Source organism: uncultured Virgibacillus sp. (genome assembly GCF_947495635.1).
GTDB classification, from domain to species: Bacteria; Bacillota; Bacilli; order Bacillales; family Amphibacillaceae; genus Virgibacillus; species Virgibacillus salarius.
The window spans coordinates 35,797-55,708 of the sequence record NZ_CANMAB010000015.1 but is presented as its reverse complement, the minus strand read 5'-3'; the positions used below and the strand labels follow the sequence as shown (position 1 = coordinate 55,708).

General features: G+C 38.4%; 16 protein-coding genes. 3 read left to right on the top strand and 13 right to left on the bottom strand.

All coding sequences use genetic code 11. The features are described from left to right. Window positions 1–317: 317 nt before the first annotated feature. From Q1A47_RS05515 to Q1A47_RS05495, 5 genes are all read right to left on the bottom strand, one after another. The gene (locus tag Q1A47_RS05515) at window positions 318–485 is read right to left on the bottom strand and encodes a DUF6903 family protein (RefSeq protein WP_162986489.1); all 168 of its coding nucleotides are present in this window, start codon (window positions 483–485) and stop codon (window positions 318–320) included. Continuing rightward, window positions 475–2,646 (bottom strand): 1,3-beta-galactosyl-N-acetylhexosamine phosphorylase, encoded by a 2,172-nt coding sequence (gnpA, locus tag Q1A47_RS05510; protein ID WP_166530237.1) that lies wholly within the window; start codon window positions 2,644–2,646, stop codon window positions 475–477. The genes Q1A47_RS05515 and gnpA overlap by 11 nt, the downstream gene beginning before the upstream one ends. Window positions 2,647–2,655: 9 nt before the next feature. Continuing rightward, window positions 2,656–3,537, bottom strand: a complete 882-nt coding sequence (locus Q1A47_RS05505; protein WP_026679853.1) for a carbohydrate ABC transporter permease — start codon at window positions 3,535–3,537, stop codon at window positions 2,656–2,658. Between the two features lie 17 nt (window positions 3,538–3,554). Further along, window positions 3,555–4,445 (bottom strand): carbohydrate ABC transporter permease, encoded by an 891-nt coding sequence (locus tag Q1A47_RS05500; protein WP_026679852.1) that lies wholly within the window; start codon window positions 4,443–4,445, stop codon window positions 3,555–3,557. A gap of 371 nt (window positions 4,446–4,816) precedes the next feature. After that, a complete protein-coding gene (locus Q1A47_RS05495) occupies window positions 4,817–6,166 on the bottom strand; it encodes a carbohydrate ABC transporter substrate-binding protein (RefSeq protein WP_121605763.1) in 1,350 nt (449 codons plus the stop codon). 168 nt (window positions 6,167–6,334) lie between these two features. Here Q1A47_RS05495 and Q1A47_RS05490 point away from each other — a divergent pair, with 168 nt between their 5' ends. The 3 genes from Q1A47_RS05490 to Q1A47_RS05480 all read left to right on the top strand — a co-directional run bounded on the left by Q1A47_RS05490 (window position 6,335) and on the right by Q1A47_RS05480 (window position 9,261). Continuing rightward, the gene (locus Q1A47_RS05490; RefSeq protein ID WP_026679850.1) at window positions 6,335–7,180 is read left to right on the top strand and encodes an AraC family transcriptional regulator; all 846 of its coding nucleotides are present in this window, start codon (window positions 6,335–6,337) and stop codon (window positions 7,178–7,180) included. 137 nt (window positions 7,181–7,317) lie between these two features. After that, window positions 7,318–7,776, top strand: a complete 459-nt coding sequence (locus Q1A47_RS05485; protein ID WP_166530232.1) for a CoxG family protein — start codon at window positions 7,318–7,320, stop codon at window positions 7,774–7,776. Window positions 7,777–8,388: 612 nt separating this feature from the next. Further along, complete coding sequence (locus Q1A47_RS05480) at window positions 8,389–9,261, top strand: YitT family protein (protein ID WP_026679848.1); 873 nt, start codon at window positions 8,389–8,391, stop codon at window positions 9,259–9,261. An 816-nt stretch (window positions 9,262–10,077) separates the two neighbouring features. On the opposite strand, the gene ilvA is transcribed toward Q1A47_RS05480, so the two are convergent. The 8 genes from ilvA to ilvB all read right to left on the bottom strand — a co-directional run bounded on the left by ilvA (window position 10,078) and on the right by ilvB (window position 19,094). Then, entirely contained in the window at window positions 10,078–11,037 is a 960-nt protein-coding gene (gene ilvA / locus Q1A47_RS05475) for a threonine ammonia-lyase (protein WP_121605766.1), read from the bottom strand. A 75-nt stretch (window positions 11,038–11,112) separates the two neighbouring features. After that, window positions 11,113–11,694, bottom strand: coding sequence for a 3-isopropylmalate dehydratase small subunit (leuD, locus tag Q1A47_RS05470; protein WP_026679846.1), 582 nt, complete (start codon window positions 11,692–11,694; stop codon window positions 11,113–11,115). Window positions 11,695–11,706: 12 nt separating this feature from the next. After that, a complete protein-coding gene (gene leuC / locus Q1A47_RS05465) occupies window positions 11,707–13,113 on the bottom strand; it encodes a 3-isopropylmalate dehydratase large subunit (RefSeq protein WP_166530236.1) in 1,407 nt (468 codons plus the stop codon). A 17-nt stretch (window positions 13,114–13,130) separates the two neighbouring features. After that, window positions 13,131–14,237, bottom strand: coding sequence for a 3-isopropylmalate dehydrogenase (leuB, locus tag Q1A47_RS05460; protein ID WP_026679844.1), 1,107 nt, complete (start codon window positions 14,235–14,237; stop codon window positions 13,131–13,133). A gap of 27 nt (window positions 14,238–14,264) precedes the next feature. Next, window positions 14,265–15,809 carry a 2-isopropylmalate synthase gene (locus Q1A47_RS05455; protein WP_166530231.1) on the bottom strand — a complete coding sequence of 515 codons (1,545 nt, stop codon included), beginning with the start codon at window positions 15,807–15,809 and terminating at the stop codon, window positions 14,265–14,267. Further along, a complete protein-coding gene (gene ilvC / locus Q1A47_RS05450; protein ID WP_026679842.1) occupies window positions 15,796–16,839 on the bottom strand; it encodes a ketol-acid reductoisomerase in 1,044 nt (347 codons plus the stop codon). The genes Q1A47_RS05455 and ilvC overlap by 14 nt, the downstream gene beginning before the upstream one ends. Before the next feature lie 18 nt (window positions 16,840–16,857). Further along, window positions 16,858–17,376, bottom strand: a complete 519-nt coding sequence (gene ilvN / locus Q1A47_RS05445; RefSeq protein ID WP_026679841.1) for an acetolactate synthase small subunit — start codon at window positions 17,374–17,376, stop codon at window positions 16,858–16,860. Continuing rightward, the gene (gene ilvB / locus Q1A47_RS05440; protein WP_166530230.1) at window positions 17,373–19,094 is read right to left on the bottom strand and encodes an acetolactate synthase large subunit; all 1,722 of its coding nucleotides are present in this window, start codon (window positions 19,092–19,094) and stop codon (window positions 17,373–17,375) included. Before ilvB ends, ilvN begins: the two co-directional genes overlap by 4 nt. Between the last annotated feature and the right edge of the window lie 818 nt (window positions 19,095–19,912).

Here is a 19,912-nt window from a genome sequence, read left to right as displayed (position 1 = left end):
AAAATAACTACTTGGCTTAACGCAGTCATTGCACTGATTTTATACTTTCTTAACTTAGAACAAAAGCGCAAGCGCCCAATTAGAGACGTAGCGACTGAAGTGAATCAACGGAGATAAAGGAATCATGGTGGGCTTGTGAGCCGATAATGACTTAGATTAGGACAATTCATGAAGTCGCCTCGTTTCTGGGTGCTTGAGCTGGACAAAGCTCAACACGCGCTTATTTATCACATGGGCAAATTTTATAATTTCCTAGATTATAAACAATACCTTGAGGAAATATATCCTAAAGGTTTTGCTCGCTTTTTACGCCGTGCTTAAGTGAATTTACGATTATAATTCCAAAGCAACAACAATAAACCTGATAGCCCGATTAATTGCGTAAACAATTCCCAATGACCTACTGTTCGCTGACCATTAAGAATCAGATACATACAAAAGAGAAAGAAAACTACCTTTAAGATGCGAAAGACTCTATCTTTCATTTGTGTAATCCTCCCATTTAATCTCACTTGCTTCTAATCGTACTTGATATTTTTCACCATTTTCTATATATACATCTGTAACTTGCTGTACATTTGAATTATTGACAACGGCAAACTTTTTAATTTCAGGGTATACATGTATTTCACAATGGACATTGGAAGTATGCCATTTGTATAAAGCCATCTCCTTATGAGCTGCGTAATACATCGCCCTTAGTAATAGTCTTGTATTCTCATGACTATAGGGAAGACCTGCAATGTACACACTACGCCCTTTACCGAAGGCTGTACTAGCGAGTTGCAACCCCTCATTCGTATGTTCAATAATATCCGTAACTTCCCTTAAGGCATACACATTTTTCATACCTTCTCCGAAATCAAATGCCTGTATATCCTGGGAAATAAAATGTGATTCGTTCTTTTCCGTAAAATATTTATTTGTCGATAAGCTAAAGCCTAATTCCTTTTCTACACCTAATACATCTGCTAGTTGAAAGTAGCGTCCTTCACGATGATAAGCAGTCGGTTCTCCAATACCGATAAATCCTCCTCCATGATAAACCCATTCTCTTATAACAGAAAGTAAGTCCTCTTCTTTCCATCGTTCTCCACCAGAGAATGCTGTACCAGCATCTCCGGCATTAATAAGGACATCAACATCTTTAGGCACACCATGCTGTATGACATCGTCAAAACTAATAAAATCTACGTCTACCGCTGAACCACTAAGAGCCTCTAAAACCCCCTGATATGAATAGGCCTGTTTATACCACTTTCCATGTGCTACCATATGGGTCTGCCATGTACGAATCCTTCCCCATGTATTTAAAATTGCCACCTTTAATCCAGTATAAGGCTTCACGCCATTTATAGTATCGTAAATTTCACGAAATTCGTCTGTAATCTTTTCTACATAAGCTACAAAATCGGGGAATTTATATGCCAAGCTTAGATATCCGCCATAGCCAATTCTGTCCAAAGGTTTACGCATTAGAGCTCTTCTCGCTGTCAGCCAATTGCTATTTGCTTCAATTACTGGGTTATTCTTATCATGAAACGTATCGGGAAAGAAGTAAGGTAGAAAACGACCTTCCGTATACTTCACATCTGGGATATCAGAAATCATTCGTAATGTTGCCCCATCTCCAACACTTCCAACTACAGCATCCATACCTGTCTCTTTGAAATAGGCTCCGTAAGGCTCTGTCCCTATCCAATTATCTCCCAAAAACATCATCGACTCCTTACCACTTGCATGTACAATTTCAACTAATTCTTTTACTTCCTTAGCAACAAATCGTTGAATAAAATCCATATAATCTAAGTAAGCTCTGGAGGGAATTCGAAAGGTAGAATTATAATAGCCTTTATCGACAATATCTTCTGGTCGCAGACGATATCCTTTTTCTTTTTCAAATGCTTCTAAAGCAGCTACAGATACACTAGCACCGTAACCGAACCAGTCAACAAATTTTTCTTTACCTAGATTGTTAAATACTAAGGTAAAGTGATAAAAAAACGTCGTAAAGCGAACAACATCAGTTGCTGGATTTTCTGCTAGCCAGGTTTTTAAATAATTGCGCATAAATTGTTTAGAATGAGGCTGCCGAACATCGAATGGAATTTCATGTGGCTTATCTCTCCAATCGTTCGTTATATGATTATACATTTGTGTCGGATCCCATTTCATAAATGCTAAGAATGAAACCGTATATTCATGCCATGGTTTGGCTTTAAATATAAGTAAGCTATTTGTCTCCTTTTTTACTATCCAATGATTTGCTGGCACAACCTCACCAGTAGTCCTATCGATTACTTCCCACCACTTTTTAGGGTCATGCAAATAATCTGGTTGAATCTGCTCTTCAAAATATCCTGTCAAGAAAGACACTTCCAGCTCAGTGTCTATTGCTGTATTATATTGTGACATTAAATATAGCTGTTGCATTTCCTCTGGATGCTGTTTAGCAAAGTCATTATGACTACGTGCTACAAAGTAAGTCGTGTAGATTTTCGCATCTAATTGTTTGATTTCTTCATCTAATTTTGTCCCATCACTATCTCGAAGCGCATCTGCTCCCCAGCGATCCATTAATTCTTTTGTTTCCTCCAAAAAATTCTGTTGACTCGGTAGCGTAACTCTTCCGGTTAACTTTTTCAATTGTGACACCTACCCTTTCACTCCTCCTACAGTCATTCCTTGTGTTAAGCGCTTTTGCACGATAATATATAAAATTAATGTCGGTAACATAACAATTACCATTCCCGCATACATTGGACCATAGTTAACAGCTGATCGTTCAGCAGCCATTAAGTTTAACAAACCAACTGGCAGCGTTTGATTCCCTCCTGGCATTAGTGTAAGTGCCATAATATATTCATTCCAAAATAACAAGAAATTAAAAAGAATGACGATAACAATACTTGGCATTGCCATCGGCAACATAATGGAAAACATGGTGCGATAATATCCTGCACCATCAATACTAGCGGCTTCTTCAAAATCAGAAGGCAATGTCTGAAAATAGCTTGATAGAAGATAAATCGTAAATGGTAAAGCAGTTGCGGCATAAACGAGTGCAAGTACAGCACGATTGTTTAATAAAAATCCATTATCTATTAAACTCTTTAATCCCATATCCAAATCTAAGAGCATTAAGAAAATTGGCACAGTAATATAGCTGACATTAATGAATAACCCTGCTTTAACAATCATGTTTAATAATTTATTCCCTCTAAAACTAAACCTGGATAAGACATACGCCGCTGGTAAGGCTATTACTAGCAAAATGAATAAAGCTAATACGGTAACCATTATTGAATTAAACAGATATTCTCCCATTCGCGCTTCCTGAAATGCTTCTATAAAATTTTGAAAATGAAAACCATGTGGTAAGCTCCATGGGCTTCCATAAAACTCGACGTTTTCTTTAATAGCAGCAAGGAATACCCAGGCAACTGGTATAACAATTGAAACCGCTAAGGTAATTAAAGCTACATAGATAAATAGTTTATATAGAGCATCGGTACTCCGTTCCTTTGAATCTTTCATGAGATATTAGCACCCCCTTAATACTCTAAGACGTCACGTTTCGTGATGTGACTTACAATCGCTGCTAAGGTAAAAGAAAAAATAAACACTACTACACCAATTGCCATTCCATAGCCAAAGGTAGAATTACCATAGGCTTGGTCATACATATAGGATAGGAATACTTCTGTTGATCCGTCAGGTCCTCCACCTGTCAATGCCTTAACTAACAAGAAGCTTAGATTAATCGTGCTGATGATATAAAATGTTAATGTTGTTCGAATATTATTCCATATCAATGGTAATGTAATGCTGGTAAATTGTTTTAATTTACTTGCTCCCTCCAATGACGCCGCCTCATAGAAGCTAGCTGGTATACTAGCCATACTTGACATATACATAACCATATAATAACCAATGGCTTGCCAGACTAGAGCACCCGCAAGACTATAGATAACTATTTTCTGATCACCTAGCCACATTTGCTGAAATGTATCTAATTGAAACATTCCTAAAACACTATTTAACAATCCATTGGAAGGATCATATATGGCTGAAAATATACCAGCTATAACTACAATGGATAGTATATTTGGAATATAAAAGATGACTCGAAAAAAGTTTCCTCCTCTGACCTTCTCTTTTGTTAGAATAGCTGCAAAAAACACTGCAAAAATAAATGTAAGAATTGCTACTACAACTATTAAGAGAATAGAATTCTGAAATGATCGAATGAAATTCATATCATTCCATAGAAGTCTAAAATTATCCAAACCGACAAATTGTTGTGTATTTGAAAATCCACCCCAGCGGTACAAAGACATCCGAAAAACCTCAAATGTTGGTATAAACATAAAAATAACCATCAAAATGAGAGCTGGTATTACACATACTCCGATAAATATATTTCGTGATTTCGTTTTACTCAAAAATGTTCACCTCTTTTTGGTCCCAACAAAGTGAAATTCATTCAGGCTAAACATCTAAAAAATAATAAAGGGAAACTTCAATTAATGGGATTTTGTCTATCCCTCACTGATTGTTAATAACATAAGGGTATAACCTAAAGGCCCTTGAACCAATCGGACATTTACTGGCAGTTGATCCTCCCCTCACCAATATTGGTTTCGCTTTATTACTTGAAGTGGGATCTTACTGCCAGTTACATGCGGGGTAAACTATTTCTTACATCCATTTCTCATGATGGATTCATCTAATAAAAACGGTAAGAAATCAAACAAGCTTACCGTTCTATTATCATCAACTAATAAGCGATCAGAACCCCCTATATAGCTTTGGATTAGTTCATAGCCGGTCTTAGCTTATCACTTACTTCTTCCATTTCGGCTTGCCACTCTTCGAAAGAAGTTTCACCACTCATTACACTGTCAATTGTTCCGTACAGTGTATCCCCCATGCTCGCTCCTGGTACAGGTTCTGTAGAAGCAAATGTCCCCATTGCTGGAAGCGCTCCTTCCTCTTCATAAATGCTATAAAATGTTTGTTTCTGTCCCTCTAGCTTTTTCGTAATACCATTAATTGGTTGTACTGCACCAGCATCAAGGAAGATAGATGCTGCTTCATCAGAATACATATATGTTATAAATTCCTTCGCTTCATCCTTATGTTTAGCTGCAGCTGGAATCCAAATTTGTTCAAAGAATGTGAATGCATAACGATCACCACTTTTCTCAAATGCGGGTATAGATGTCATCCCCCATTGGAAATTTTTTGAACGTGGAGCTTCTTTCATTTCATCTACAACCCAATTACCGTTCGGCATAAATAATGCTTTGTTATCTAGGATGAATTGCTGGTTTTTTGTGAAATCATTCGGATTTGCATTTGCAACAGTGTCCGAATGCGTATACTCTGCTAATTTTTCTATCGTTTGTAATACTTGAGATGCCTCTTCTGTTTCCCAAATTCCGTCCTCATAAGTCATTGCAGCATTGTAAAACTCCGGACCACCTGCAGCATAAAGCATGGAGCCAACTAAAGTATCAAAATACCCTGTTGTAGGATACGTAAACAAAGAGATACCTTCTTTTTTCGCTTTTTCACCTAGCTCCCACATTTCATCCCATGTTTCAGGAACTTTCCAGCCTTTTTCTTCAAATAGTCCAGCATTAAAGAATAATCCAGTTGGACTATAGAACATTGGAGCTAGATAGGTCTCACCATTAGCATATGGATTAGTTGCAAGCGTATCGGTAAATCCATCTAAAAGTTTTTTATTAACTGTCACTTTTTCGGTTGGTATGTTCATATTCAATACATCGCTTATATTTTCTAGACCATTTTCTTTAATTAATGTTTCCGTCAATGCCTCTGGTCTATTGGTAGCCAGTAATAATACGTCTGGATACTCACCTGCCTGCATATTAGGTCGAATTACTTCCTCTAGATTCTTTTCAATTGTTAATTCAATATTAATATTTTTATTAGCTGCCTCATACGATTCAGCAATCTGGTCCCACATTTCAGTTCCATAAGCTGACTCTAAGGCAGCAACATGTAAGGTTGTTTCTTTGCCACCTCCACTCTCCTCTGATTCCTTTGAATTAACATCCTCTCCTCCTGAGCAAGCCGCTAAGATAAGTCCTACAAATAGAAAAGAGATTAATATTATCGATTTCTTGTTTTTCACGATACGTAAACCCCCTTATTTAATAATAATATATCTTTATCGTACCTATATTAAAACGCTTACACAATCAACATCTTGTTGACTTTTTTATAAATATTGCTTTTTAAGCTTTACTCCTATAAAATTAATAATTGATAGAAATTTCAAATAATAGTAAGGGGTGGAGCAATGTCCTACGAAGTTTATAAAGTGAAGGAATTTGCTACAAGAAATGTGCCATTTAAATTACTTTATATCACACATTCAGAATACGACCGAGGCTGGCATAGTACAAAGCACACCCATCACTTTACAGAATTATTTTATATCGTTAAAGGTAAAGGATCATTTCTGCTTTCCAATCATGAAATTCCAGTTAAAGAAAATGATTTAGTAATAATAAATCCAAATGTTGAACATACCGAAAAATCCAATCTGTACGACTCACTTGAATATATTGCTCTAGGAATTGAAGGACTAACCTTTGCTCATGTTAAAGAAAATAGTTCGCAAATGGGCTTATATACTTATCAGGGCGATCGTGAGAATATTCTCTTCTACCTGCATAGTTTACTTAACGAAGTGCAGCAAGGGAATGAAGAGTATGAAGTTATCTGCCAAAATATCATTGAAATCTTGATGGTAAAGCTTCGAAGAGGCAAAATGTTAGAAATTCAAAAAACAGAACCCAAAAATATCAACAAAGCCGCCGCATTTATTATGTACTATATAAATCAGAATTACAGAGAACCAATCACCCTTGATACATTGGCAGAAATCGGGCATATCAATAAATATTATTTGGCACATACATTTAAAAAAGATATGGGAATATCACCAATTGAATATCTAAATCAAGTACGTATACGAGAAGCAAAAATACTATTAGATACAACAGACTATCACATTGGTAATATTGCTGAATTCACCGGCTTCTCTTCTCAATCGTTTTTCACACAAGCATTTAAACGGGCTACAAATCAAACACCATCCGCTTATCGTAGACAGAGGAAAGAAACGTTGGTCGTTAAATAGCAAGCAAAATATCAGGTGATCTGTAATACGAATATTTGGATTCACTAAAATGGAAGCTTTTATTCTAATTAAGGAGTTATTGCATATACTTGAAAGGGTGTATCATCACTTTAGGTTTATGGGGAGGTAATGTTGCTTTGCCAAGCAGTATTTGTGAACGAAAGGTAGATATTCCTATTGAAGAAATATGGGACTTTGTTAACGATATCAATAATTGGGCTAGCCTCGTTCCAGGATATCAGCAACATACGATGATAAATGCTAAACAATCGATTTGGATATGCAAAGGAGATATTGGCTTTATGGAAAAAAGTGTTCGATTATCATTATCCGTCACGGAATGGCAAAATCCGAATAAAATAGCATTCACTTTAGCTAGTACGAACAACCATGTCAAAGGAAGCGGCTATTTTCAAGCCCATAAACTAGCAGAAAATCAAACGAAAATGACAGGTTCACTCTCTATAACAGCTAAGGGCATTGCTGGTTCGATGATTAACTCTTGCTTAAGACCATTTTTATCCAAAGTAACGGCTGATTTCACAGATAATGTCATCGAACATATTCAGACAAGAAGGTCCGCGGTTATGCAATAATAGTTATTATTCCACTGCTTTTTATCGTGAGCTTGCAGGAGTTTAGATTTACGAACGGGCGATGAAAAGTATACCCGAATTCCGTCAAAGACTGGGAATCGCTAAAGAACAGTAGAGAAGCAGGAAGCCTTCTCAAAAATGATCTAGGCATTTTCTTCGTGCCATGTCTAGCAGAGCGGTCTTCCTCGCCCTGCTGGAAAAGCAATAGCGAAACTCCGTAAGAAGCCATGTTTGTTCTAAACGTGTATATCCACTTTTACCAGGGGTGAAAAATAATTAAAACTTTGTTAAATATGTAAAAGAAATTTCCAACGTGAGAGTACTCCTATAAAGTGAAAGCTTCAATAAGTTTGGGGGTTTTGTTTATCCCCACGGATGGTTAGTACCACAAGAGTATGACCTAAAGGCCTTTGAACCAATTGGACTTTACTGGCAGTTAATCTCCCACTTACCAATAGTACTTTCACTTTCTTGTTGAATTGGGTGGTATTACCGCCAATTAAAGGTGTGATAAATACTTAACAGACTATTTTCTATGTCAAAGTTCGACAGTATAGATCCTTCATGATAGAATAAATCCGTTACTAGGCTATCAGGAAAGGATCTTTTGTTATGTCAGGAATTACAAAACACATAAATAAAACCGTATTATCTTATGCGCAAATTATTTTTGGAGCTACACTTGTTGCTCTATCCTATAATTTATTTTTGCTACCCTCAAAGTTAGCTGCAGGTGGTATTTCTGGGATTAGCACAATTCTCTTTGAAATGTATTCCTTAAGCCCAGCTTATACGCAGCTTCTAATAAATATCCCTATCTTTATTATCGGCTGGCTAACACTTGGAAAAGATTTCAGTTGGAAGACATTAGTAGGAACATTTTGGGTACCGTTTATAATATGGGCAAGTGCTAATATTCCGTATACGATAACAAACCCAATTCTAGGAGCTATCTATGGAGGAATTATTCTCGGAATAGGTCTAGGCATTGTTTATAAAGGTAATGGTTCTACTGGGGGTACAGCAGCAATTGCTCAAATTGTAAAGAAATTCACAGGCCTATCAAGCGGTTATTCACAACTCATTGTTGACGGTTTTGTTGTTATCTCATCCATTATTGTATTTAACCTAGAATTAACCCTATTTGCGCTCATGTGTATTTACATTACAAGCAAAACGATCGATATTGTGCAGCTACAAACTTCAGCTACCAAACTAATATTAATTATTACGGAAAAAGAGCAACATATTCAGTCACTAATCCGTGACGAAATTGATCGTGGGTTGACAAAGGTTCGTTCAGTTGGAGGGTATTCACATAGCGATAAAACAATGATACTTTGTGTAGCTGAACAACAAGAAGCCTTTCATTTAAAGAAAATTTTACAAAGAGACGAACCGGATTCCTTTGTCATCTTTATTAATGCATCGGAGATTTTAGGTAGAGGCTTTTCTTTGGATAAGTATTATGGTCAAAAGCTTTAACGATACCTTCAATAAAGGAATCATGATAAATCTTCAGGTTGTCAAAACGTCTCGATGGCCAGCTTTTATTTAAATTACGGGGATTACATGTTTCAATCCAAAAAGATATCGTATAACATGTAACGATAAAGTGAAACTTCAATCGGTTGAGGGTTTTGATTATCTCCACGGATGGTTAATACCACAAGAGGATGACCTAAAGGCCTTTGAACCAATCGAACATATACTGGCAGCTATCCTCCTACTACCAACATTCGTTTCACTTTACTGCTTGAAATGGAGGTCTTACTGCCATTTATAGGTGGGATAAAAGAAATTGCAGCAAAAGAAACACTTACTTATTGAGCTTAACCACTACATCAATTTTTCGTATAACCCTGAAAAAGCTTGAGGCTAGGACAAAAGAATCTTTAGGAACAAAAGTGCAAGCGCCCGATTTGAAACGTGTGACTGGAGCGAGTCAACGAACATAAAGGAATCATGGTGAGCTTGCGAGCCGATGATGACTTAGATTAGAGCGATTTATGAAGTCGCCTCGTTTCTGGGTGCTTGTGCTGGACGACGCGGCTCAACACGCGTCTATTTATTCACATGGGCAAATTTTATCATTTCCTAGACTAAGATAAAAAACCCAAACCTTATCTGAAATCATTTAGATAAAGTTTGGGTTTTTGTTTTAGAGATAGATAGTTCATTCATCGCTTAGTCAAAATGCTTCGCTTTCCTGCGGGATCTTCAGCTCGTACTTTTGCCGCGGATTTTTTTCGAACAAGGAAAAAATCCCAGAATATATCTACCTCACCCAACGATTTATAATTAAGAATTTACTAATACCGGATGGTGTAAACGATTGGCCAGCTGCTGAATGTTGGCCATTGCACCAATATCCATATTCCCACCACTAACAATTAGCCCACAGTGTCGTGATTTGATTTGATTATTATGGGCAAACAATGCTGCTAATGTTGCTGCTCCCGCTCCTTCCATTAACGTCTTGTTACGCTCAAGCATATAGACAATTGCTGCAGCAATTTCTTCGTCCGAAACAGTCACAAGATCATCAACATACTTCTTAATAAGTGGCAAGGTTCGTTTACCAGGCTTTTTCACAGCAATTCCCTCTGCAATGGTATCCACCGATTTTAAATTTTGTATTCGATCTGAATGAAAACTATCATATATGGCAGCTGCCCCGCTAGCTTGCACCCCAATAATTTTGATATTGCGATTCACATACTTAGCAGCGATTGCTATTCCACTTATTAAGCCTCCACCGCCGACTGGTACAAGAATTGTATCCATTCGATCTTCTTGCCTGAGCATTTCCATGGCGATAGTTCCTTGACCTGCCATTACATCATAATCATCAAAAGGATGAATATAAACCGACCCAGTCTGCATTTGTTTTTTTAATGAAGCTTCATATGCCTCCTGAAAGGTTTCTCCCGTTAGAACCACTTGAGCACCATAGTTGCGTGTTGCATTAACTTTGGCTAAAGGTGTTTTCTCCGCCATGTAAATGGTAGCCTTCGTTCCAAGTTTAGCCGCTGCATACGCAACGCCTTGCGCGTGATTCCCTGCTGACGCAGTAATAACTCCTCTTTTTAATTGTTCCTTTGTCAGTTGCATCAACTTAAACGTAGCTCCTCTAAACTTAAAGGCGCCCGTTTTCTGTTGATTCTCCATCTTGAAATAGACATGTTTACCAACGAAATTATTTGTTGTTTGCGAAGTTAATAGTGGTGTCCGATGCACGATTGGAGTCAGTCGCTGCATGGCGGTGTGAACCTTTTCACCTGTTAAGCAATTCCCAATTCCTTCACTCTCCTTGTATGTTTGCTCGTTGTATGATCAATTATTGCTATTCTCATAGATTTCAATCTTTTCTTCATGCAGAAGCGTTAAGGCGATATCATCCCAACCATTTAATAGTTTCTCCTTATGATATGCGGGTATCTGGAAATGATATTCCTTATTTCCCTCAAATATTTTTTGATCTTCCAAATCTATTGATAACGATAGATTCCCAATGTCTGCTTCTTCAAGCCATTGCTTTACCTGCTCTTCTTCTATCTTAATTAAGATAATTCCGTTCTTTAAAGCATTATTATAAAATATATCTGCAAAGCTTGGAGCGATAATTACTCGAAAACCATAGTCTAGCAATGCCCATGGAGCGTGCTCTCTAGAAGATCCACAACCAAAATTTTCTCCTGCCACTAAAATCGATGCATGTTGATAACGCTCCTTATTAAGACTAAAGTCTTGGCGTTTATTTCCTTCGTCATCAAATCGCCAATGATAGAATAAAAACTGACCGAATCCTGTGCGCTCAATTCGTTTTAAAAACTGCTTTGGAATAATTTGATCAGTATCAATATTTGTTCGATTCAATGGATACACAAGTCCTGTATGGTTTTTGATCGCTTTCAACTTTTTCCCTCCTTACAACGCCACACCTGCATAATTGCGAACGTCTACAAAATGTCCTTCAATAGCTGCTGCCGCTGCCATTTCTGGACTTACAAGATGTGTACGTGCACCATTTCCCTGTCTTCCTTCAAAATTACGATTTGATGTAGAGGCACATCTCCCCTCCGGAGGAACGATATCATCATTCATCGCAAGGCACATGCTACATCCAGCTTCTCGCCATTCAAATCCAGCATCCTGAAAGATTTTATCTAATCCTTCCTGTTCTGCCTGCCTCTTTATGCTAAATGAACCTGGCACAACAATAGCTCTAACATTAGCGTGAACATGTTTTCCTTTAACAATTTCCGCAGCCCTTCGCAAATCACTTAAGCGCGAATTTGTACAAGAACCGATAAATACATGATCAATATGAATAGAGGAAATTGGTTGATTTTCGTTTAATCCCATGTAATGTAGGGCACGTTCAACATCTTGCTTATATTCCAAGTCATTCAAATTTGGAGTTGTTCCACTAACCGGTACACACATTCCTGGATTCGTTCCCCAAGTTACCTGCGGCTCCACTTCGTCACCGCGGATTGTTACTGTCTTGTCATAAACCGCTCCATCATCTGTTGCTAAAGCTAACCAGTCCTGAGCTATAGTTGTGAAGGCTTCATCCTTTGGTACATGAACCCTTCCTCGTAAAAATTCAACTGTAGTTTCATCAGGACTGATCAAGCCAGCCCTTGCACCTGCTTCAATTGACATATTACATACTGTCATTCTTCCTTCCATAGAAAGGTTACGAATTGCTTCGCCTGTATACTCCATCACGTATCCAGTACCAAAACGAACACCAAATTTCGCAATAATTGCAAGAATTAAATCCTTTGCTGTTACTCCTGCACCAAGATCACCTTCTACATGCACATTTAACGTTTTTGGACGTTCTTGCCAAATCGTTTGTGTTGCTAAAACATGCTCTACTTCACTTGTTCCAATTCCAAAAGCTAACGCCCCAAAAGCACCGTGTGTAGAAGTATGACTATCACCACAGACAATGGTTTTACCAGGCTGCGTTAGACCTAGTTCAGGTCCAATAACATGGACTATACCTTGATCTGGATGAAACATATCTGCTAATGGAATATTATTTTCCTGACAATTTTCCTTTAATGTTTCCATCTGTTTACGGGATATCTCATCTTTTATTACATCTCGATTTCTCGTCGGTACATTATGATCCATCGTTGCAAAAGTCAAGTCAGGTCTTCGTACCTTTCGTTTGTTTATCCGCAGACCTTCAAAAGCCTGTGGAGAAGTCACTTCATGAATTAAATGCAAGTCGATATAAAGAAGATCTGGTTTTTCTTGCTCTTGATAAACCACATGTTTTTCCCAAATTTTTTCAATAATTGTTTTTGACCGGCCCATCATTTTACACCTCCATCTCAGGCATAGGAATTACAAATACAATTAGAAACACTATTCGTAGACAGGTTTCCAATCACGATATCAGTCATTTCCTTTGTGCTAACTACTATCCCATCCTCAATGGCCAAATCAGCTGTATAATACCCTTGATCTAGACTAGTCTGTACAGCTCTTTCAATTTCATCTGGCTCTTCGTGCATGTCAAACGAATGGCGTAGCATAAGGGCCGCAGATAAAATCATTCCTAATGGGTTGGCAATTCCTTTACCAGCAATGTCTGGCGCTGATCCATGAACTGGCTCATAAAGTCCAATACCATCCGTACGAATACTCGCTGATGGTAGCATCCCTAAAGAACCAGTTAGCACAGAAGCTTCGTCACTAAGAATATCACCAAATAGGTTTTCTGTGACTATCACATCAAATTGATTCGGTTGGGTGATTAATTTCATTGCTGCTGCATCAACTAATAAATGCTCAACCGCGACATCTGGATATTCTTTACGTTTTGCTTCAACGATTTCTCGCCAAAAACGACTTGACTCTAGAACATTGGCTTTATCGACAGATGTCAATTTTTTGTTCCTATGCTGTGCACTTTGAAAAGCTTTATCAATAATCCGTTCCATCTCAGTTCGGTGATAATATAACGTATCTACCACAGCATTCCCTTTTTCGATTCGTCCCTTTGGCTCACCAAAATAAAGTCCACCCGTTAATTCTCGAATGATTAGAATATCACTACCCTTTATTACCTCCTCCTTTAATGGAGAAGCATGAAGTAATGGTAAAAACCCCTTTATAGGTCTTAGATTGGCAAATAAGCCTAGTGCTTTACGTATTCCTAATAGTCCTTTTTCAGGTCGTTGATCTCCAGGTAATGAATCCCACTTTTCACCACCAACAGCTCCTAATAAAATGGCATCCGCTTCCTCACAAGCTTTTACCGTTGTGTCTGGTAATGGTGTCTGAAATTGGTCAATTGCACTACCGCCAATGGCATGCTCTGCAAAAGTAAACTGATGACCGAACTCTGTTGCAATGGTTTGCAGGACGATTTTTGCAGATCCCATTATTTCTTTACCAATTCCATCACCAGGTAACATAACAATATGTCTCTTCATCATTACGCCTCCTTCCTGTTTAAAAATTTATTTTACTACCTCTGCTTTATTGGAATTTTGATGCTGGATGATAAATCGATTGACCGCATTCAAGTATGCTTGCACCGATGCTTCCATTACATCCTGTGCAGAACCTCTGCCGTTAACCGTTTCTCCATTCACAAGTAACTGTACCCGTGATTCTGCTAATGCATCCTTTCCTCCACCTACAGAATTTAGCTGATAATCAATTAATCTCGTATTTTCTTCTGTTAACGTGTCTAATGTTTTATATAAAGCTTCCACACTCCCCTGACCAGTACATGCTGTTTTAACCGTTTTGCCTGTAGGGGTTATTAACTCAACAGCAGCTGTTGGGATATTATTGGAGCCATATTGTAATTGAAATAATTTTAGCTGGTATTTATCGACTGATGCTGTGTCTGTTTGCACTTCTGTGACAATGGTAAAAATATCATCATCCGTGACTTCTTTTTTGTGATCAGTAAGCTGTTTAAATAAATCAAACGCCTTTTTAATATTTTCTTCAGATACATTTATTCCAAGCTCTTTGATTTTATCCTTAAAAGCATGGCGACCAGAATGTTTCCCTAAAAATAGCGTGTTAGCATTAACACCTACGAGCTCAGGTGTAATAATTTCATAGGTGGATGCGTGTTTTAAAACACCATCTTGATGAATACCTGATTCATGTGCGAACGCATTCCTTCCTACAACCGCTTTATTCGCTTGAATATACATTCCCGTTAGCTTAGCAACCATATCACTAGTACGCTTAATCTCTTGTAAATTTAGATTCGTAGCATACGGATAATAGTCTGAGCGAATCTTCAATGCTACAGCAATTTCTTCCAGAGATGCATTTCCTGCTCGCTCACCGATCCCATTAATCGTGCCTTCCACCTGTGTTGCACCATTTTCGACAGCAGCAATTGAGTTAGCAACTGCCATACCGAGGTCATTATGACAGTGACAGGATAATGTTACTCGGTCGATATTAGGCACAGAAGAACGGATAAATTGAAACATGCTGCCATATTCTTTCGGTGTCGTATAACCAACTGTATCTGGTAAGTTAATTACGGTTGCTCCCGCATCAATCACCCTTTCGATTATCTGAGCCAAAAAGCTCAAATCTGATCGGGATGCATCCTCAGCTGACCATTCTACTTGTGGAAACTTCTTCCTTGCATAGGAGACCATATTTACCGCTGTTTCAATTACATCATCTGGCGTTTTCTTTAATTTGTATGTCATATGAATTGGTGAAGTAGCAAGAAAGATATGCAGACATGGTTCATCCGCACCTTTTAATGCCTCCCAAGCGATATCAATATCCGACTGCACAGTTCTAGCTAAGCCTGTTACGGACGTATGCTTGATGGTATCGGCAATTGCCTTAACAGCTTGAAAATCTCCTTTGGAAGAGGCGGGAAAACCAGCCTCCATTCGATCTACACCAAATCGTTCTAACTGCTTTGCAATTTCCAGCTTTTCAAGTTGATTTAGATTGACACCCGGTGATTGTTCTCCATCTCTCAATGTCGTATCGAAAATTTTAATTTGTGACATGAACCTTCACATCCTTTTGTTTCTTTTGGTCGGTTTGCAATGGCTGTTTAACAAAAGGCATTAACTCTCGTAACTCCTTCCCTACTTTTTCTATTGGATGCTGATTTTCTTTAGCGTTTATTGCTGTAAATTGTGGACGATTTGCTTGATTCTCCGAGATCCAGCCTTTGGCAAACGCTCCAGATTGTACTTCTGATAAAATTTCTTTCATACGTTGCTTTGTCTCATCATTAATAATTCTTGGTCCAGAAACGAAGTCACCCCATTGTGCAGTATCTGAAATAGAATAACGCATATTTTCTAATCCACCTTCATAAAGAAGATCAACGATAAGCTTCATTTCATGTAAGCATTCAAAATAAGCTACTTCTGGCTGATAACCAGCTTCCGTTAATGTTTCAAACCCTGCTTTTACAAGACTTGTCAGTCCACCACATAACACAGCCTGCTCACCGAAAAGATCTGTTTCTGTTTCTTCTTGGAACGATGTTTCCAAAATCCCTGCTCTCGCTGCTCCAATCCCCTGTGCATAAGCAAGTGCTAATTCAGTGGCTTCCCCTGATACATCTTGAAAAACACCGTATAATGCAGGTACTCCTGCTCCTTCCTCATACGTACGACGTACCAAATGCCCTGGACCCTTTGGTGCTACTAGAAATACATCCACATTAGACGGAGGAACGATCTGATTAAAATGAATATTAAAACCATGCGCGAATGCTATTGCATTACCAGCCTCTAAGTTTTCTTCTATGCTTTCTTTATATACAGCGGTTTGCAACTCATCAGGAAGTAAAATCATGACAACATCAGATTGTTTAACAGCTTCTGCAACAGAAAGTACAGTAAACCCATCTTTTTCAGCCTTAACCTGTGAGTTCCCAGGACGCAAGCCAACGACTACTTCATATCCACTCTCTCGTAGATTAAGAGCGTGAGCATGACCTTGTGACCCATACCCAATTATGGCAATTTTTTTCTCCTTCAAAACCTCTGTTTTTACATCTTTTTCATAAAGCACTTTTGACATTTTCATTTCCTCCTCAAATTAAATAGTAAATGAATTTATTTCAGCAACTTGCGAGGGCTGTTGCCCTCTTAAGAAGGCAGTTACACCAGTTTTTGTTAGTTCCTTAATTCCATATGGTCGAAGCAGTGCGATTAATGCTTCTACCTTATCCGGTCTTCCGGTAACTTGAATTGTTAGACTATCTTTACTTACGTCAATGACGGAAGCACGGAATGGTGTAATAATACCTTGGACCTCCGCGCGGAGTTGACCACTTCCACCAACCTTTATCAGGGCTAATTCTCTAGCAACGATGGCCCTCTCCGTTATATCGGAAACTTTTAATACATCGATTTGTTTATTCAATTGTTTCGTTAGCTGTTCAAGCTTTTGATGGTCTTTTACGTCAACAACAAAGGTCATTTTTGAAATTCCTTCTGTTTCTGAGCTGCCTACAGAAATACTTTCGATATTGAATTGTCGCTTATGAAGCATACCTGTTATTCGATTCAGTACGCCACCTCGATTTTGTACTGTTGCAATGATAATACGCCTCATTTGCTCACCCCAATCATTTCATGAATTCCTTTTCCTGGTGCGATCATAGGATATACACACTCCTGCTGCACTACTCGACAATCTACTAGTACTGGGCCATTAAAAGAGAAAGCCTTTTTTAATACGTCTATGACTTCTGTTTCTTTATCAACACTCATCCCATGAATTCCATAACTCTCAGCAAACTTTATAAAATCGGGATTCTCCATAAACAATGATTCAGAATACCTTTCCTCATAAAAGCTTTCTTGCCATTGTCTTACCATTCCTAGTGCTTGATTATTTACAATTATTATTTTGATTGGTAATTTCCGCTCTTTTACAACTGCTAATTCCTGAGCAGTCATTTGAAAGCCACCATCACCTACAATAGAAACCACTAATTGATTTGGTTCCCCCAACTGTGCACCAATCGCGGCAGGGAACCCGAATCCCATCGTGCCAAGTCCTCCAGATGTTACCCAACGATTCGGTTTTTCAAACGAATAATATTGAGCCGCCCACATTTGATGCTGCCCTACATCTGTGGTTACGATGGCTTCTCCTTGAGTTAAACGATGAACCGTTTCTAGCAGCCATTGTGGTGATATTTCTTTATCCGACCGCTCATACCAAAGCGGATAGTCCTGTTTATAACGTGTTAGTTTTACTTTCCAATCTTGATGATCAGGAAAAGTAATTGAACGAAGCAACAATGCCTGCAACGCTTCTTTTGCATCAGCTACCACCGGTATTTCTGTCTGCACATTCTTCCCAATTTCGGCTGGATCGATATCAATATGAGCTATTCTAGCTTTTGGAGCAAAGTGCTCTAAGCTTCCTGTTAAGCGGTCATCGAACCGAGCACCAATATTTATTAATAAGTCACATTCGTACATTCCCATATTTGCTGCATAGGTCCCATGCATCCCACCCATTCCTAAGAACAGTTCATGTGAACCTGGAAACCCTCCTAGCCCAAGTAACGTATTAATAACTGGAAGCTGATACCTTTCCACTAATTCCTTTAATTCCTCTGTAGCTTCAGCAAAGAGGATACCAGCACCGGCTAAAACAAGTGGCCGCTTAGCACGACTCAATGCATCGGCAAGTTTAATAATCTGCAATGGATTTGGCGTTTTATTTGGTTGGTAACCTGGTAGTTCAAATGTTGCCTCATGTACAGCCGATGAAAGCTCTGCCGAAACATCTTTTGGTATGTCGACAACAACAGGGCCAGGCCTACCTGTAGATGCTATATGAAATGCTTCCTTCACAACCTTTGGCAGCTCTGATAGTTCTTTAACTTGATAATTGTACTTCGTAATAGGAGTAGTAATTCCCATTACGTCTGCTTCTTGAAATGCATCTGTACCAATAACATTACTTGCCACTTGACCAGTGAAAATAACAATTGGCAAAGAATCCATCATTGCATCCGTAATTCCAGTTATTAAATTCGTTGCGCCTGGTCCCGATGTAGCTATTACTACCCCTGGCTTACCCGTAACTCGTGCATACCCTTCGGCTGCATGAATCGATCCTTGCTCATGCCGGGAAAGTACATGTTCGAAACTTGCTTCGCTCCGATAGATAGCATCGTAGATAGGTAACACAGCTCCACCAGGATAACCAAAAATCGTATCTACTCCAGCATCGACTAATGCATGAATTAACACATCAGCACCCGTTAATGTTTTTTTTGTACTTCCCACATCATGCTTTGCCTGAACTTTCACTGCTGCATGCCTCCTTTTAATAACTAATTTATAAAGAAATCCTGCCCATCCATACTGGCCAAGGTATTCTTATTGCCTTTTAACCTACTTAAACAAATCTAATAAAGTGAAACTTCAATCAGTAGGGGGTTTGTTTATCATCCACTGATTGTTAGTACACAAGGGTATGACCTGAAGGCCCTTGAACCAATCGGATATTTACTGGCAGTTATTCCCCCTCTTATCCATATTGTCTTCACTTTATTGCTTGAATTGGGGGCTTATTGCCAATTATATGCGGGATAAAAAAAAGACGCCTTGAATCCCCATAACTGCATACATGTTTACAGATTATATGGGGAGAAAAGCGTCTTCTTTTCACGGTACCACCCAGATTCTTAGTACTCTTGCGAATACCAACTCATGGGGACCAATATATTGGCCCCCTTAGATAACAGGTACAGATATTGCACCTGGCCGGCCTATTAAGTAACCCCGTTCAGTCCGGCACTCAGAGATGATGTCAGAATATAGTGTACTTCCAGGCTCGCAGCAACCCTGGATCTCTGTGAATACACAGGTTATATTCCTTTTTTCCCGTCATAGTGTTAACAATATTTTATTTTTGGCTGACCCTTTATTTATCGTGTTTGTTAGGTTTGAATTTTTTATAAGTTAATATTGCCGTTAATAATATACCGTTTTAAACAAAGAGTCAACAGATATTTTAAAGTTTTTTGATATTTTTGATTAGTGAATTTTCTTGTATACGCTTACAAACCTTTCACTTCTGTTTTCTCTGAAATGTTACAAAATGATTACATTCTAATATATTGCAT